Source organism: Serratia sp. Ae19-1 (assembly GCF_059801225.1).
Map to the genome: position 1 here is coordinate 496,582 of NZ_JBCHWD010000002.1, position 15,264 is coordinate 511,845.

Sequence of the window (15,264 nt, forward strand, 5' to 3'; positions counted from 1 at the left end):
CTAAGCGGGAAATGGCGGCCGCCGGCGATTCGGCGGCCGGGGGGGAGCTACTTCAGGAAATCCTTCACGTCCAGCAGGATGAACTCGTTGTCATCCGCCATATTGGGCTGGCGGCTGGAGGAGAACGGGAAGTTGTTGTCGTTGCCGACGATGATGTGGTTGGCGTCCACCACGTCCACGTTCTCGATGGTGAAGAACGGGAAGGTCAGCACGCCGTCGTTCAGCGGCTTGCGCGCCAGCTTGTTCGGATCCTGAATGTTCATCAGGTCGATATAGCCCAGTTTTTCGACCGGTTTGCCGACGTTGGCGTCCGAGAAGGCGATTTTATATACCCGCTTGAACTTGGCCACCTGGCTGAAGCAGTTGTCGGTTGGCGCACCGGCGGCGCAGGCTTTGTCCGGCGTGCCTTCGCCGTTGTCGCGCTCGATCACCAACCCGTGGGTGGCGTCGATCATGTTGAAGTCGCCGATGGCGTTCTGGTTGTCTTCCAGCACGTACTGCCAGCTGCGGCCGGTCCAGGCCTGCCGTTTGACGTCAAACTCCAGCACCCGCAGGTAGCGTTTGCCGCCGACGTTCTCGAACTGCTCGCCGTCCCACAGCGCCCCTTCCAGCAGCGGGTACAGCTTGCTGCCGTCCGGCGAGGCGGCCATGCCTTCAAAGCCCTTGGAGCGCGCCACCTGGAAGTTTTGCTTGCCGTCCGGCGCGCCCGGCAGGGTCAGCGTCGGGTTGTCCGGCGACTTCACCACCTTGCCGTCCACCTGCGTGTCGAACACCGCCAGCACTTTGCCGTTCAGGTCGGCCTTGATCAGGTAAGGCCCGAATTCTTCGCCGATCCACAAGGCATCGTCGGCAAACTGGAAGCTTTCCGGATCGAAATCGCTGCCGGTCAGATAGCGCTGTTCGGTGCTCTCGTTGATGATGTGGAACGGCACCTTTTTATCCGGATCGTGCAGGAACACCGTCTTCAGCGGCGCAACCGTGCCGTCTTTAAAATCGATCTTGTAGTGATTGAGGTACAGCATGGCGTCCGGGGAGTTGGCCTTGCTGCCGAAGCCGTTGTCGGTCAGCACCCAGTAGGTGCCGTCGGGCATGTGTTTGATGCCGGAGTGGCCCTGCAGCGGCTGACCGTTGATCGGCAGGCCGAGGCCGGTCAGGCGATCGGCGGATTTGCCCGCCACGCTGCCCAGCTCGGTGACGCGTTTGCCGCTGGTGTATTTGCCGCTCTGTTGCAGATCGCTCGGTGCATCTTTCGGCGTGGAAACGGCGGATTTTACCGGCAGCAGCGCATGCCCGGCCAGCGTCGCCTGCACCGGCTGCGCCTCGGCCCACAGGTTGGCGCTCAGCGCCATGCAGCCGACCAGCAGCGCCAGCCGGGTTTTGGTGTTGTGCATGTCATTGTCCCTTTTCGTTGTTATCGCCCAGAAGTAAAAGCAACGTCACTATAGGGAGCGGCAATGACAGAAATATTATTCGGCGAACGCCCGCTGGTAGCTGTGCGGGTGGAAGCGCCAGGTGATGGCAATCAGTACCACCACCAGCAGCGCGTGGATTTGCCAGTCCAGCATGAAGCCGCCGCTGTAATCGCGCAGCAGGCCGGAGAGGTAGGGCGTCACGCCCGCCAGCAGAAAACCGACGCCCTGCATAAAGGCCACCAGCCGCCCGGCCGCCGCCGGCTGGTGCAGGTGATCAAGCGCCAGCACCAGGCACAGCGGGAACGCGCCGCCCAGCCCCAGCCCGGAAACCAACACCCACAGCCACGGCAGCGTCTGCGGCAGGTAAATCAGACCGATAAAGCCGATCAGTTGCATCATCAAGGCCAACAGCAGCAGCGGCCGCCGGTCATGATTGCGCGCCAGCGCCGGCAGCAGCAGCGCGCCCATCACCTGGCCGAAGGTCATCAGCGCCAGCAGCGAACCGCTGGCCTGCGGCTGCCAGCCGAGCTGCATGTAGTACGGCGGCAGCCAGGCGATCAGGCTGGTATAACCGCCGTTGATCAGGCCGAAATAGGCGCCGAGCAGCCAGGCGCGCCGGTTGCGCAGCAGGCTTGGGCCGCGGTTTTCGCCCGCCGCGCCCAGGCGAGACAGCCCGCGGCTGACCGGCCACCACGCCAACAGCGCCACCAGGGCCGGCAACGCCCACCAGGCCAGCGCGCTGTGCCAGTCGCGCCCCGTACTCATCAGCCATGGGGTGATCGCCGCCCCCAGGCCGCCGCCCCCCATCAACGCCGCCGACCACAGCCCGGCCACCAGCGCCATGCTTTTGAGGAAGTGATGCTTGATGATGCCGGGCATCACCGCCTGGATCACCCCGATGCCGAGCCCGCCCAGCACCGCGCTCATTAACAGTTGCACGCTGCCGGGGGCCAGTTCGCGCCAAAGCGCGCCCAGCCCGATCGCCAGCAGGCTCAACGTCACGGCGCTGCGTTCGCTGAACAGCCGATTGATGGCGCCGCCCGCCAGCGCCATCAGCCCCATCATCAGCACCGGCAGCGTGGTCAACAGCGCCGCGCCGCCAAAGCTCAGCCCGGTGGCCTGGCGCAGCGTCGGCAGCAACGGGCCGATCGAGGTCAACAGCGGCCGCATGTTCAGGCCGATCAACACCAGCGCCAGCAACAGGGGGTTGAACCAGCGACGTGGAGAAGGTGAATTAACAGAATGATTTAACACGGTATATTCCTGGTACTGCGAAATGAAAAGTGCGGCGTCACAGCGCGATCGCCGCAGCGTTGCGTTACTGTAGGTAACGCCGCTAGTATTGGGAAATTAAATAATAAAATAGCCAACAGTGGGAAAATGAATCGCTACCCGATGTTCAATCCGCAGCTGCTGCTCAGCTTCGTCGCCGTGTGCGACAGCAACAGCTTCACCCGCGCCGCAGAGCGAGTGTTCTTGTCGCAGTCCACCGTCAGCCAACAGGTGCGTCGGCTGGAAGAGATGTTGGGCAAACCGTTGTTTGAACGCTCCTCGCATCAGGTGCTGCTGACTGAAGAAGGCGTCAAGTTGTTGAGCTACGCGCGCCGCATCATCGCGCTGAATGAAGAAGCCCACGACGCGCTGACCGGCATCTGGCGCGACGGCGTGCTACGGATCGGCATGCCGGAAGATTTCGCCGTGCCCACCACCGAGCTGCTGGCGGAATTCAGCCGCGAGCACCCGCACCTGCGGCTGGACGTAGCCAGCGGCCTGAGCGCCGATCTGCACAGCGCCTACGCACGTGAAGAGCTGGATCTGATCCTGGTGAAGCAGCGCCGCCAGCAACCGCCGCGCGCCGCGCGGCCGGAACCGCTGCTGTGGCTGGACAGCCTGGCCTTCCCGGCTATCGAGCAATCGCCGGTGCCGCTGGCGGTATTTCCACTCAACGGCCTGTACCGCGACGAGCTGTGCCAGGCGCTGGACAACCTCGGCAAACGCTGGCGTATCGGCTACAGCAGCGCCAGCCTGGCGGCGCTGACCGTCGCTTCCGCCGCCGGGCTGGGCGTCACCCTGCTGCCGGCCGGCTGTCGTTTGCCCACACACCGGGTGCTGGGCGCGGCCGAAGGATTGCCGCCGATAGACAGCTTCGAACTGGCGCTCTACTACCGCGACGGCGCCCCCGCCGCCACGCTGGCGCTGGCCCAGCGGCTGGCGGTGTTTTGCGGGTTGAAGTGAGATCGGTTACGCCACTATCTGCGGATATTCGCGCTGCAGCCAGTCGATAATCCGCACCCACAGCGCATCGGTCTGCTCAAGGCAAGCCTGTACCGCCGCATCCGTCACCAAATCGCCGGAATAATCCGCCACATTGCGCTGTTTTCGCAATGCATCCAGGCAGATCATTGCCTCGCGCGGCAACCCTACGGTGAGCGGCAACGTTTGGATCATGGTCTGGTGATGACCGGGTTTGCTGGTCAGCGTCCGGTACCCCTTGGCTTGCAAAGCGGCATTAGCCATTTGCATGACCGCCTTATATGCCGTGTCGAAACGGCTCTCATTGCTGAGCTGAGTGATACCCGCATCACGGCGGTTGCGCGCGGCGGCGGCCAGCAATTTTTTAATTGCCCCCGAGTCAGGCGTTATCACCTCCAGTCCCAGCCCGACCAGATTGTCCAGCGTCATCCTTGTCTCCCGCAATCCAGAGTTGGGGTTTCTGCATAATGTCCTGTATAAACGCGGAGTTCTCGGCCAAAGCCGCCCGCCACTCTTCCGGCGAGTACAGTTTGGGGTTAATTTCCCGTCCCAGCGTTTCCTGCAGCGGATAAATAGCCTGAATCACCTGTGAAAAAGACAGTTTGCCAACGATCAACACATCGATATCGCTGGCCGCCGTCGCTTTGCCACTGGCGACTGAACCAAAAATAAAGGCCCGTTCAATAGCTGCACCAAAATCTGCCAATGTCTGCCTTAAGCGCTCCACTGGCCCGCAAGCCTTGCGAAAAATAGCCGCCAGCTCTGGGAAAATCAGGCAATCAACGTTGGCCTGATAGCAAATTTGATTGCCCTGCCGCTGCCTGAGCAAAATGCCCCCCTCAGCCAGCCTGCTCAACTCTTTATGTAAAGTACCGGCCTGAGTTGTGGTACGCCGCGCAATTTCCCGCACGTGAAACGCTCGCCCGGGCTCAATAAACAGCAGGCTTAGCACTTTTATACGGTATTCGCTGAACAGCAGTTCGAGCATCGGATCGTGCATCACGCTAACCTCAATGTAGCTTTAATGACTACAAATGTAGCCATTAAAGCTACGAAAGAGCAAGCCAGGAAAGCCATTCAACCGATGGGCGCCGGTCATTACCAAATCGAATAGTCACCAGTGGCAAATGTCGCTGCCAACCGACCGCTTCCTCTCCTAAATTGGGGGATGTTTTCACCCACCTCACCTCTGGATTAAGGAACCGAACGTGGAAAACCCTCAACAACCGGGCCGCAGAGCCTTCCTCAGCCAAACCGGCAAACTCACCACCGCCTGCGCGGTGATCGGCCTGACCGGCGGTGTGGCACAGGCCGCGTCTCTTGGCGGCGAGCAGTGCGCGCCGGCACCGATGACCCTGACCGAACGTCACTATTGCCTGAGCGAGGTGCGGCTGGAAGACGGCTTTGAATACGACGGCGACACGGTGATCGGCACCCGCACCGCGCTGTATACGCTTGAGATCAAAGACGGCAAGATCGCCGCCATTCATGCCGCCAACGCCGCGCTGCCTGCCGGCGTGCCCCGCTATAAGGCACAGGGCCAGCTGCTGCTGCCGGCGTTTCGCGATATGCACATCCACCTGGACAAAACCTTCTACAGCGGCCCGTGGCAGGCGCCGCGCCCGCGCCAGGGCAAAACCATCATGGACATGATCGCGCTGGAGCAGACGCTGATCCCGAAACTGCTGCCCACCTCGCAGCAGCGGGCGGAAAATCTGATCGCCCTGCTGCAATCCAAAGGCAGCACCGTGGCGCGCAGCCACTGCAATATCGATCCGGTCAGCGGCCTGAAAAGCCTGGAGCACCTGCAGCGCGCGCTGGAAAACCACCGGGCGGACTTCAGCTGTGAAATCGTCGCTTTCCCGCAGCATGGCCTGCTGCACTCCAGGGTCGATGCGCTGATGCGTGAAGCGATGCAGATGGGCGTGCAGTACGTCGGCGGGCTCGATCCGACCAACGTCGACGGCGCGATGGAGAAATCGCTGGACGCCATGTTCCAGATCGCCCTCGATACCGGCAAAGGCGTGGATATCCACCTGCATGAGACCAGCCCGGCCGGGGTCGCCGCCATTAACTATATGATCGCCACCGTGGAGCAAAACCCGGCGCTGCGCGGCAAGGTCACCATCAGCCACGCTTTCGCCCTGACCACGCTGACGCCGGGCGAACTGGCGGAAACCGCCACCCGGCTGGCGGCGCAGCAGATCACCATCGCCTCCACGGTACCGATCGGCGGCCTGATGATGCCGCTGCCGCAGCTCAGCGAGAAAGGGGTGTTCGTGATGACCGGCACCGACAGCGTAATCGACCACTGGTCGCCGTTCGGCACCGGCGACATTCTGGAGAAGGCTAACCTGTACGCCCAGCTGTACCGCGGCTCCGACGAGTATCACCTGTCGCGCGCCATGGCCATCTCCACCGGCGGCGTGCTGCCGCTGGACGATAAGGGCCAGCGCGTCTGGCCGAAAGCCGGCGACGCCGCCGAGTTCGTTCTGGTCAACGCCAGCTGCTCCGCCGAGGCGGTCGCTCGCCTGCCGGCGCGCAGCGCCACCTTCCATCAGGGGCGTCTGGTGGCCGGCCAGGTGAGCAAAGCCTAAGGTCGGTCCGCTGTTGTCATCATGATGGCCGTTTTTGGCCTTCTGCCAGAGTAAGGCGCGGCGCAAGATGGTCGCTACACACACTGGCGGAGGGCCGAAAATGTCACAGAGCGCGTTATTGATCATCGATGTCCAGCAATCATTCCAGCACCGTCCATTCTGGCAGGAGGACGATCTGCCGGCGTTTCAACAGGCGCTGACCCGTCTGATCGCGGGCTGTCAGCAACGCGGCGCGGCGCTGGTCGACGTGCTGCACGTCTCGCCGCAGGGGCCGTTCTCGCTGGCTTCGGGCCACGTGCAGCGCCTGCCGTTCCTCACTCACCAGGCGGATATCACCGTGCATAAGCATGTGCACAATGCGCTGACCGAATCCGGCCTCGACGCCTGGCTGCGCGAGCGGGATATCAACCACCTGATCATCTCCGGCATCCGCACCGAACAGTGCTGTGAAACCACCACCCGGGTGGCGTCCGATCTCGGTTATCGGGTGACCTTCGTCACCGAGGCGACGCTGACCTTCCCGATGCGCCATCCCGACGGTGAAGTCTTTACCCCCGCGCAGCTGAAGCGGCATACTGAAACCGTACTGGTCGATCGTTTCGCCCACATCGCCAGCGTGGATGAGGCGCTGGCGCAACTCGCACAGGAGTAACCATGCCGCAGGCCGTCTATTTTCTGCTGTTGCCCAACGTGCTGTCGCTCGACGTCAGCGGCCCGGCGGAAACCCTGCGCCTCGCCGGGTCGTTCAGCCTGCGTTACCTCAGCCCGGCGCCGCAGGTCGTCTGCTCCATCGGCATGACGCTGAGCGGCCTGCAGCCGTTGCCCGAACGCCTGGAAGACGGCGCTATTCTGGTGTTGCCGGGCGTCGGCGATTCGCAGCGCTATTTCGCCGGTGAAGAGGCCGAGCAGGCCCGCCGCTGGCTGGCGACGCTGCGGCCCGATCTGCAGCGGCAGCGCATCACTCTGGTGTGCATCTGCTCCGGCGCGCTGCTGGCGGCGCAGGCCGGGCTGCTCGACGGCTATCAGTGCACCACCCACCACGACGTCATCGAACGCATCCGCCTGCAGGCGCCGGCGGCGCAGGTGAAAGAGAACCGCATCTTCGTCGAAGACCGCGGCGTCTATACCAGCGCGGGCATCACCACCGGCATCGATTTGGCACTGCATCTGGTTCACCGCCACTGCGGCTCCGGCCGGGCGCGCGACGTCGCACGCGACATGGTGGTCTATTTCCGCCGTGCCGGCGACGATCCGCAGCTGTCGCCTTGGCTGCGCTACCGCAACCACCTGCACCCGGCGGTACACCGCGCGCAGGACGTGATGGCCGCCGAGCCGGAGGCCGACTGGTCGGTGCCGCAGATAGCGGAAAAGGCGCACGTCAGCAGCCGACACCTGGCGCGGCTGTTTCGCAGCCACGTCGGCATCAGCGTGCGGGAATATCATGAACAGCTGCGGTTGGCGGTGGCGCAACAGCGCCTGCAGCAAGGGTATGGGTTGGAAAAGGCCGCGTTGGCGGCCGGTTTTTCTTCCGGGCGGCAGCTGCGCCGCGCCCAGCAGCGCCAGCACTCGCCGCTATGACACCAGTCGGCGGGTATCCAGCCGCTGCAGGCCGACAGACAGCAGCAGGCTGAGCCCCAGCGCCACGCCGAACACCCAGAAGATATCCAGCAGCGGGTGGCCGGTGAAATCCAGGTGCCGATTGCGCATCATGTTGACGATAAGGGCGTGAAAACCGTAGATCGCCAGCGAATGGCGGGAAAACACGCCCAACCAACCGATCGGCTGCGGCAGGCAATGTTTCACCCACACCAGCAGCGCTACCGCCGCCATAAACACCAGCGGGCCGCTGTAGATATAGTAGGTATCGGCGAAGTTGCCGTTGATGAACAGCTGGTGCTTGGTGCCGCGCGCGATCAACGCCACGCACAGCGCAAATCCCACCGCCGCCAGCCAGCCCACGGCACGCCCGCGCGCCTCCATCATGCCCATCGCCCGCCCGGCCAGCGCATACAGCAGGTAGTAGAAGGTATCGCCGTAGATATACAGGTTAACCGGCAGCAGGTGCGCGTTGCCGAAGGTCAGCTTGTCGGTATTCGGGTTGGCGATCACCGCCAACACCACCAGCACGGCGGCCAGGTAACGGCGCGACACCGGCTTGACGCCGATCAGCGGCGACAGCAGGTAAATCACCGCGATGGCGTAGAAAAACCACAGATGATAGAACACCGGCTTTTGCAGAATGCCGCGCAGCGACGGCCAGAAACCGATCTTGGTGAAAGCCGCGATATAGATCAGCGCGATGGCGCTGTAGAACAGAATGCAGCAGGCGATGCGGGTGAAATGCCGGCGGCCGGCGCTCTTTTCGCCGAAGAACAGGTAGCCGGAAATCATGAAGAACAGCGGCACCGACACGCGCGACAGCGAATTCAACACGTTGGCGATATCCCAGTTATGCAGCCCTATCGCCGCGCCGTTGGTGACGTAATAAGTGGTGGCGTGGATCATCACCACCATCATGCACGCTATCGCCCGCAGGTTGTCTATCCAGCCGATTTTCTCGCTCAAACGCTCGCTCGATCTTGTGTCATATTGGTATGTTAATAAGAGGTTATCGGGCGCAGCGTTCGGCGACAACCCAAAAGCGAAATATCAGAATGCACTTAAACCGCACCTTATGATTGCGAAGGTGAACAATTGGCGGCAAAATAGCCGCCATAACTCGCTCAGTTTGCGCTTCCCGCCCTGGCAGTTCCTTTTTCTCTTTTACTATCAGTACAATAATATGAAAACAACATTACCACCTGCGGCACGTTTGGGCCGGCAGGCGCTTTTATTCCCTCTTTGTCTGGTGCTGTTCGAGTTCGCCACCTATATCGGCAACGATATGATTCAGCCGGGCATGCTGGCCGTCGTGGCAGATTTCAACGCCGGCGAAGAGTGGGTGCCCACCTCGATGACCGCCTATCTGGCCGGCGGCATCTTCCTGCAGTGGCTGCTCGGGCCGCTGTCGGATCGCCGCGGCCGTCGCCCGGTGATGCTGGCCGGGGTGGCGTTCTTTATCGTCTCCTGCCTGGCGATCCTGCTGGTCACCACCATCGAGCAGTTTATCGCCATGCGTTTCCTGCAGGGCATCGGCCTATGCTTTATCGGCGCGGTCGGCTACGCCACGATCCAGGAGTCGTTCGAGGAGGCGGTGTGCATCAAAATCACCGCCCTGATGGCTAACGTGGCGCTGATCGCCCCGCTGCTGGGGCCACTGGCCGGCGCGGCGCTGATCCACGTCGCGCCGTGGCAGAGCATGTTCGTGCTGTTTGCGGCGCTGGCGGCCATCGCCTTCTATGGCCTGTGGAAAGCCATGCCGGAAACCGCCACGCTGCAGGGCGAGGCGTTTTCCGCCGCCAACCTGTGGCGCGACTACCGCCAGGTGTTGGGCAACCGCCGCTTCCTGTGCGGCGCCCTGGCGATCGGTTTCGCCAGCCTGCCGCTGCTGGCCTGGATCGCCCAATCGCCGGTGATCCTGATCAGCGGCGAGTCGCTGTCGACGTTGGACTACGGCCTGCTGCAGATCCCGGTGTTCGGCGCGCTTATCCTCGGCAACCTGACGCTGGCGCGCCTGACCGGCAAGAACAGCGTGGAGCGCCTGATCAAGCTGGGCGCGGGCCCGATGCTGCTGGGGCTGCTGATCGCCGCACTGGCGACCCAGTTCTCCAGCCACGCCTACCTGTGGATGACCGCCGGCCTGAGCCTGTACGCCTTCGGCATTGGCCTCGCCAACGCCGGGCTGTACCGCCTGACGCTGTTCTCCAGCAACGTCAGCAAAGGTACGGTGTCCGCCACCATGGGCATGCTGAGCATGATGGTGTTCACCGTCGGCATCGAGCTGGCCAAGGTCGCCTACGTCTGGGGCGGCAGCGGGCTGTTCAACCTGTTCAACCTCATCAGCGGCCTGTGCTGGCTGACGCTGGTGGCGCTGTTCCTCGGCAAACGCCGCAACGGCGACCCCACGCCGCAGCCGAACGGCGCGGCTTAAACATGACGATAAACGCCGGTCCGGTTTTCCGACCGGCGTTTTTTATGCGGCTTCAGCCGAGCAGCCCCCACAGCGCATACCCCGTTCCCACCACCGCCACCACCAACAGCAACGCTGCCGACAGAATGGAAATCGTCCGGCGCGCGCGCTGCAGCACCGAGCCCGACAGCAGAATGATATAGGCCAGCAAGATGGCGAAGTCCGCCAGCACCCACAGCGTGGTCAGCAGCGTCAGGCTGGCGCCGACCGAGGGGGTGACGGCGATGAACTGCGGAAAAAAGGCGACGAAGAAGATGATATCTTTCGGGTTGGCGATGCCCACCAGAAAGCCGTTCACGATCGCCGAGCGCTTGTGCGGCCCCGCTGGGCGCGGCGCGCTCGGTGCCTCGCTAAATGAAGATAAATCCTCATAGAGTGAGACAATCGCCATGCGGGCGATGAACAGACAGCCCAACAGGCTTACCCACTGCAGCATGCGCATATCCACGGCGAACAGCCCGGTGATGATCAGCGCCGCGATGCCGATCAGCAGCAAGGAGGCCCAGTTGCTGCCGAGCGCGGTCAGCAGCGCGCGCCGGGCGCCAAAGCGCGCCGCGGTGTTGGCCACCATCATCACCACCGGCCCCGGGGTGGCGATCAGCAGGAAAATGGCGGCGAAATACGCCGCCAGCAACGACAGGTTCATCTTTATTTCACTCACATTCAGGCGGTTGGCTTCGCGCCATTATCATCCCGCCGCCCCCGCCTTGAAAAAGGAGTAATCCTGTCGTTTACTGTGAGTCATACTCATCTTGAGAGACGCCGCGATGGCCAGTTCCCTTCCGCCGCTTTATGCCCTGCGCGCCTTCGAAAGCGCTGCCCGCACCGGCTCGTTCACGCAGGCCGCCACCGAGCTGCACCTCACCCCCAGCGCCGTCAGCAAGCACATCAAAACGCTGGAGCAGCACTTCGGCTGTCGCCTGTTCCAGCGCAATGGCCCGCGCATCGAGGTCACGCCGCAAGGAAAAATCTTCGCCGCCGAGCTGCAGCAAGGGTTGGGGCGCATCGAACAAGCCTGCGAGCTGTTCAAGAGCCACCGCGATCTGCTGCGGCTGAAGGCGCCTTCCACCCTGACCATGCGCTGGCTGCTGGACTGCCTGAGCCGGTTCCGGCAAACGGCGCAGGCATTCGAGGTGCAGGCAGCCAGCGTCTGGATGGACATCGACAGCGTGGATTTTTTCAGCGAACCCTACGACTGCGCCATCCTGCTCGGCAACGGCTATTTCGGCGCCAACACCGCCGCCGTAAAGCTGTTCGACGAATGGCTGATCCCGATTTGCGCCCCTGCGCTGCTCGCCGACGGGCAGCGCAGCCTCGCCACCTGCCCGCTGATCCATCCGTCGCCCGATCGGCGCGACTGGCGGCGCTGGCTGCAGAAAAGCGGCATAGCAGCCCCGATCGATCTCGCGCGCGGCCAGGTGTTCGACTCGCTGGAACAGGGCAATGCGGCGGCCATCGCTGGGCACGGCATCTCGATCGGCGATCTGGCGCTGAGCCTGCGGACCATTGAGGAGGGGTTATTGGCGCTGCCTTGTGACGCCGCCGTGCGCACCGGCGACGGTTATTATCTGGTTTGGCCGGCGGAGTCGGCAAAGCGGCCGCTGATCGAACGCTTACAGGCGTTTCTCGCCGCCCAGACGCCCGACGTGAGCCGGGCCGCCGTTAGATTTATCGGGTAGGGGACTCGCTACCGAACAGCCCGCCGTCGCGCAGCAGATGCTCGTTGCCCTTGCGGCGGGTAAAGCCGCTGCGATCGAAGAACTCCAGCACCTGGATCGCCAGCTTGCGCCCGACGCCAAGCCGATCGCGGAAGTCGGCGGCGTTGGCGCCACCCCGCTCCGCATCCAGCGCGCGGATCAGCGCCGCAAACTGCTCGATGCGTCGGCTGAGGTAATAGCGATCCACCACCACCGCCGTCACATGGCCCAGTTGGGCCGCCTTGCGCAGCAGCGTTCGCACCCGGCTCTCCTCCTCGCCCAATTCGAGCGCCAGATCGCGCACCCACCACGGTTCGTCGCCGAACAGCGGTTCGATGCGCGCCCACAGCGGCGCCTCTTCGGCGCTGAACGCCAGGCCGTGCTCCGGCAGGTGCAGCCAGCCGCGCGTATTGCGCAGCGCGCCGGCCTTCAGCAGCCGATCGATCATCATAAACACCAGCGCTTCAGGCTGCTGCGGCAGCGCCATGCGCCGCAGGCGGGCGCGCCCTAAGCCCAGCTGATCGGCGTGCTGTTGGTGGTACTCCGTCAGCACCTGCAGCAGGCGGCTTTCCGCCTGTTGCACCTGATCCAGCGCCAGCGCCCGGTCACCGACGATCAGCAGATCGCCGTTCGCCAGCAGCTCGTTCAGACCGTCGTCAGTCAATTGCCGCGCCCAGGCGAACGCCGCCAGCGACAGCGCGCCGTGCGGCAACTCAAGCGCCAGCGCCTGCGCATCGTCTTGCGCCTGCGCCAGGGCCTGCAGCCATGCCAGATAGTCCGGCTGACGCTTGCCGCGCTTGGGCGCATTCAGCCTGAGCACCCGGGCCGCGCCCAGCGTTTGCCGTGCGCCGATATCGCGCAGCACCAACCGATCGTTCTGCGCCAACCACAGCGGGCGATCGAGGATCAGTTCCGCCAGCCCGTCGTTCAGCAACGAAATGCGCCCGGTGATGTGGCTGGCGGCATGGTGCAGATGCAGCGGCTGCCAATGGCGGATCGGCCGATCCGTCTCCAACGCCACCAGAATGCGTTCCGCCGCTTCGGGCGGACGCTGCGCCAGCAGCCAATCGCCGCGCGCGATCCGCTCTTTATCGACATCGCCGCTGATGTTAAGCGCAATGCGCTGCCCGGCCTGCGCCTGCTCCACGGTCTGATTCTGGGCATGCAGGCCACGCACCCGCACCGGCGCGTCGGCGCCGGTCAGCCACAGCGTATCCCCCACCTTCACCCGGCCGCCGAGCGCGGTGCCGGTCACCACCAGCCCCGCCCCTTTGACGCTGAACGCACGGTCTACCGCCAGGCGAAAACGGCGCGTCAGCGCATGTTCAGCGGGCGACAACGCCAGCAAATGCGTGCGCAGCGCCTCGATGCCCTCGCCCGCCGCCGCCGCGGTCACGAACAGCGGCGCATCGGGCCACCCCTGGCGCGCCAGCTCGTCGCGCACCTGGCTACGCACTTCATCGACACGCGCCGCGTCCACCCGGTCGGCCTTGGTCAGCGCCACCGTCAACGCCGGGTGCCCGCTCAGGCGCAGGATCGCCAGATGCTCGCGGGTCTGCGCCATCACGCCATCATCGCAGGCCACCACCAGCAACGCATGGTCGATGCCGCCGACGCCCGCCAGCATATTGGCGAGGAATTTCTCGTGGCCGGGCACGTCGATAAACCCCAGCACCCGGCCGTCCGGCTGCGGCCAATAGGCGTAGCCCAGATCGATGGTCATACCGCGGCGCTTTTCTTCCGGCAGGCGATCCGCGTTGATGCCGGAGATCGCCTGCAGCAAGGTGGTTTTGCCATGATCGACATGGCCGGCGGTGGCGATGATCATGATGCACTCAGCGCTGCGATCAGCGCCCCTTCCTGTTCCAGGCAGCGCAGATCCAGCCACAGCCTGCCGTCGCCGAGGCGGCCGATCACCGGCTGCGGCAGGCGGCGCCAGCGTTCGGCCAGCGCTTCCAGCGTGGCGCCGCGGCCGTCGCGCGGCGTGAAGGTCAGGGCATAGCTGGGCAGGCGATCCACCGGCAGCGAACCGCTGCCGATCTGCGACCAGCACGGTTCGGCGCGCAGGTCGAAATCAGTGGTGAACTGCGGCGTCAGCGCCGCCAGCAACCGCTCGGCCGCCTGTTGCATCTCCTGCTGCGGGCGGGTTAGCAGCCGCAGCGTCGGCAGCTGCTCAGCCAGTTTTTCCGGCTGCAGATAGAGCCGCAGCGTGGCCTCCAGAGCCGCCAGCGTCAGCTTGCCGACGCGCAGCGCGCGCTTGAGCGGATGCTGCTGCAGGCAAGCGATCAGCGCCTTTTTGCCGACGATGATCCCGGCCTGCGGGCCGCCCAGCAGCTTATCGCCGGAGAACGTCACCAGATCGACGCCGGCGGCCAACAGCCGCTGCGGCATCGGTTCGGCGGGCAGACCGTACTGCGCCATATCGATCAGCGAGCCGCTGCCCAGATCGGTGGCGGTCGGTACGCCCCGTTCGGCCCCGAGCTGCGCCAGCTCGGCCTCGTCGACCGCTGCGGTAAAGCCCTGAATGCTGTAGTTGCTGGTGTGCACCTTCATCAACAGGCCGGTCTGCTCGTTGATGGCGTGCTGGTAATCTTTCAGATGGGTGCGGTTGGTGGTGCCGACCTCCACCAATTGGCAACCTGCCTGGCGCATCACGTCAGGAATGCGGAACGCGCCGCCGATCTCCACCAGCTCGCCGCGCGACACCACCACCTCTTTGCCGGGGGCGACCGCCGCCAGCATCAGCAGCACCGCCGCCGCGTTGTTATTGACGATGCAGGCGTCTTCCGCGCCGGTCAGCCGGCACAGCAGACTCGCCACCGCCCGATCGCGATGGCCGCGCCCGGCGCCGTCCAGATCGTACTCCAGCGTCACCGCCTCCCCCATCACCGCACTCACCGCATCCTTCACCGGCTGCGCCAGCAGGGCGCGCCCGAGGTTGGTGTGCAGCACGGTGCCGCTGAGGTTGAACACCGGCAACAAAGCCGGGCGTTGCTGCCGGGCCAGCTCGGCCCGCAGCGCCTGCGGCCAGTCGTCGCACCAGGCCGGTAAGCGTTGCTGTTGTTTGATCGCGTCGCGCGCCTGGGTCTGCAGCCGGCGCAGCAGTTCGCCGATCAGCGTCTGGCCATGCTGCGCCACCAGCGGTTCAATCGCGGGTTCACGCAGCAGGCGGTCGATGGCGGGCAGTTGGCTGTAAAGAAGGTGGGATTCAGTGCTCATGGTCGCTCGGTTTTCAG

14 protein-coding genes are annotated in these 15,264 nt (G+C 64.2%); 6 read left to right on the plus strand and 8 right to left on the minus strand.

The features are described from left to right. Positions 1-47 precede the first annotated feature (47 nt). Together AAIE04_RS07685 and AAIE04_RS07690 are read right to left on the minus strand one after the other, a co-directional pair. A complete protein-coding gene (locus AAIE04_RS07685) occupies positions 48-1,391 on the minus strand; it encodes an esterase-like activity of phytase family protein (protein ID WP_435981627.1) in 1,344 nt (447 codons plus the stop codon). Between the two features lie 75 nt (positions 1,392-1,466). Beyond that, positions 1,467-2,666, minus strand: a complete 1,200-nt coding sequence (locus tag AAIE04_RS07690) for a cyanate transporter (protein WP_498576754.1) — start codon at positions 2,664-2,666, stop codon at positions 1,467-1,469. A gap of 126 nt (positions 2,667-2,792) precedes the next feature. Between AAIE04_RS07690 and AAIE04_RS07695 the strand changes: the two genes are divergently transcribed. Further along, entirely contained in the window at positions 2,793-3,647 is an 855-nt protein-coding gene (locus AAIE04_RS07695) for a LysR family transcriptional regulator (RefSeq protein ID WP_498576755.1), read from the plus strand. 6 nt (positions 3,648-3,653) lie between these two features. Here the strand turns inward: AAIE04_RS07695 and AAIE04_RS07700 are convergent, their stop codons facing one another. Both AAIE04_RS07700 and AAIE04_RS07705 read right to left on the minus strand, forming a co-directional pair. Then, positions 3,654-4,094, minus strand: coding sequence for a hypothetical protein (locus AAIE04_RS07700; protein ID WP_019455541.1), 441 nt, complete (start codon positions 4,092-4,094; stop codon positions 3,654-3,656). Further along, complete coding sequence (locus AAIE04_RS07705) at positions 4,045-4,665, minus strand: nucleotidyltransferase domain-containing protein (RefSeq protein WP_498576756.1); 621 nt, start codon at positions 4,663-4,665, stop codon at positions 4,045-4,047. The genes AAIE04_RS07700 and AAIE04_RS07705 overlap by 50 nt, the downstream gene beginning before the upstream one ends. Before the next feature lie 208 nt (positions 4,666-4,873). Here AAIE04_RS07705 and AAIE04_RS07710 point away from each other — a divergent pair, with 208 nt between their 5' ends. The 3 genes from AAIE04_RS07710 (at position 4,874) to AAIE04_RS07720 (ending at position 7,840) form a co-directional block, all read left to right on the plus strand. Further along, the gene (locus AAIE04_RS07710) at positions 4,874-6,262 is read left to right on the plus strand and encodes an amidohydrolase family protein (RefSeq protein ID WP_197668153.1); all 1,389 of its coding nucleotides are present in this window, start codon (positions 4,874-4,876) and stop codon (positions 6,260-6,262) included. 100 nt (positions 6,263-6,362) lie between these two features. Continuing rightward, positions 6,363-6,914, plus strand: a complete 552-nt coding sequence (locus tag AAIE04_RS07715; protein WP_498576757.1) for an isochorismatase family protein — start codon at positions 6,363-6,365, stop codon at positions 6,912-6,914. Between the two features lie 2 nt (positions 6,915-6,916). Beyond that, positions 6,917-7,840, plus strand: a complete 924-nt coding sequence (locus tag AAIE04_RS07720; protein ID WP_019455537.1) for a GlxA family transcriptional regulator — start codon at positions 6,917-6,919, stop codon at positions 7,838-7,840. Here AAIE04_RS07720 and AAIE04_RS07725 read toward each other — a convergent pair. Next, complete coding sequence (locus tag AAIE04_RS07725; RefSeq protein WP_498057053.1) at positions 7,835-8,827, minus strand: acyltransferase; 993 nt, start codon at positions 8,825-8,827, stop codon at positions 7,835-7,837. The two genes, AAIE04_RS07720 and AAIE04_RS07725, sit on opposite strands and share 6 nt — an antisense overlap. A 217-nt stretch (positions 8,828-9,044) precedes the next feature. On the opposite strand from AAIE04_RS07725, the gene AAIE04_RS07730 reads away from it, so the two are divergent. Beyond that, positions 9,045-10,292, plus strand: a complete 1,248-nt coding sequence (locus AAIE04_RS07730) for an MFS transporter (protein WP_004934040.1) — start codon at positions 9,045-9,047, stop codon at positions 10,290-10,292. A gap of 52 nt (positions 10,293-10,344) precedes the next feature. On the opposite strand, the gene AAIE04_RS07735 is transcribed toward AAIE04_RS07730, so the two are convergent. Further along, the gene (locus AAIE04_RS07735; protein WP_197668156.1) at positions 10,345-10,977 is read right to left on the minus strand and encodes a LysE family translocator; all 633 of its coding nucleotides are present in this window, start codon (positions 10,975-10,977) and stop codon (positions 10,345-10,347) included. Between the two features lie 121 nt (positions 10,978-11,098). Here AAIE04_RS07735 and AAIE04_RS07740 point away from each other — a divergent pair, with 121 nt between their 5' ends. After that, on the plus strand, positions 11,099-12,010 hold the full coding sequence (locus AAIE04_RS07740) for a LysR family transcriptional regulator (protein WP_498576758.1): 912 nt from the start codon (positions 11,099-11,101) through the stop codon (positions 12,008-12,010). Here the strand turns inward: AAIE04_RS07740 and selB are convergent. Both selB and selA read right to left on the minus strand, forming a co-directional pair. Beyond that, entirely contained in the window at positions 12,000-13,856 is a 1,857-nt protein-coding gene (gene selB, locus AAIE04_RS07745) for a selenocysteine-specific translation elongation factor (RefSeq protein WP_197668157.1), read from the minus strand. The two genes, AAIE04_RS07740 and selB, sit on opposite strands and share 11 nt — an antisense overlap. Further along, entirely contained in the window at positions 13,853-15,247 is a 1,395-nt protein-coding gene (selA, locus tag AAIE04_RS07750; protein ID WP_498576759.1) for an L-seryl-tRNA(Sec) selenium transferase, read from the minus strand. The genes selB and selA overlap by 4 nt, the downstream gene beginning before the upstream one ends. Positions 15,248-15,264 lie beyond the last annotated feature (17 nt).

What these genes read in the sequence shown, in the direction of transcription:
- AAIE04_RS07685 (WP_435981627.1), bottom strand. Translation starts at nt 1,391, where the DNA reads ATGCACAACACCAAAACCCGGCTGGCGCTGCTGGTCGGCTGCATGGCG.
- AAIE04_RS07695 (WP_498576755.1), top strand. Translation starts at nt 2,793, where the DNA reads ATGAATCGCTACCCGATGTTCAATCCGCAGCTGCTGCTCAGCTTCGTC.
- AAIE04_RS07700 (WP_019455541.1), bottom strand. Translation starts at nt 4,094, where the DNA reads ATGACGCTGGACAATCTGGTCGGGCTGGGACTGGAGGTGATAACGCCT.
- AAIE04_RS07705 (WP_498576756.1), bottom strand. Translation starts at nt 4,665, where the DNA reads ATGCACGATCCGATGCTCGAACTGCTGTTCAGCGAATACCGTATAAAA.
- AAIE04_RS07715 (WP_498576757.1), top strand. Translation starts at nt 6,363, where the DNA reads ATGTCACAGAGCGCGTTATTGATCATCGATGTCCAGCAATCATTCCAG.
- AAIE04_RS07720 (WP_019455537.1), top strand. Translation starts at nt 6,917, where the DNA reads ATGCCGCAGGCCGTCTATTTTCTGCTGTTGCCCAACGTGCTGTCGCTC.
- AAIE04_RS07730 (WP_004934040.1), top strand. Translation starts at nt 9,045, where the DNA reads ATGAAAACAACATTACCACCTGCGGCACGTTTGGGCCGGCAGGCGCTT.
- AAIE04_RS07735 (WP_197668156.1), bottom strand. Translation starts at nt 10,977, where the DNA reads ATGAACCTGTCGTTGCTGGCGGCGTATTTCGCCGCCATTTTCCTGCTG.
- AAIE04_RS07740 (WP_498576758.1), top strand. Translation starts at nt 11,099, where the DNA reads ATGGCCAGTTCCCTTCCGCCGCTTTATGCCCTGCGCGCCTTCGAAAGC.
- selB (WP_197668157.1), bottom strand. Translation starts at nt 13,856, where the DNA reads ATGATCATCGCCACCGCCGGCCATGTCGATCATGGCAAAACCACCTTG.
- selA (WP_498576759.1), bottom strand. Translation starts at nt 15,247, where the DNA reads ATGAGCACTGAATCCCACCTTCTTTACAGCCAACTGCCCGCCATCGAC.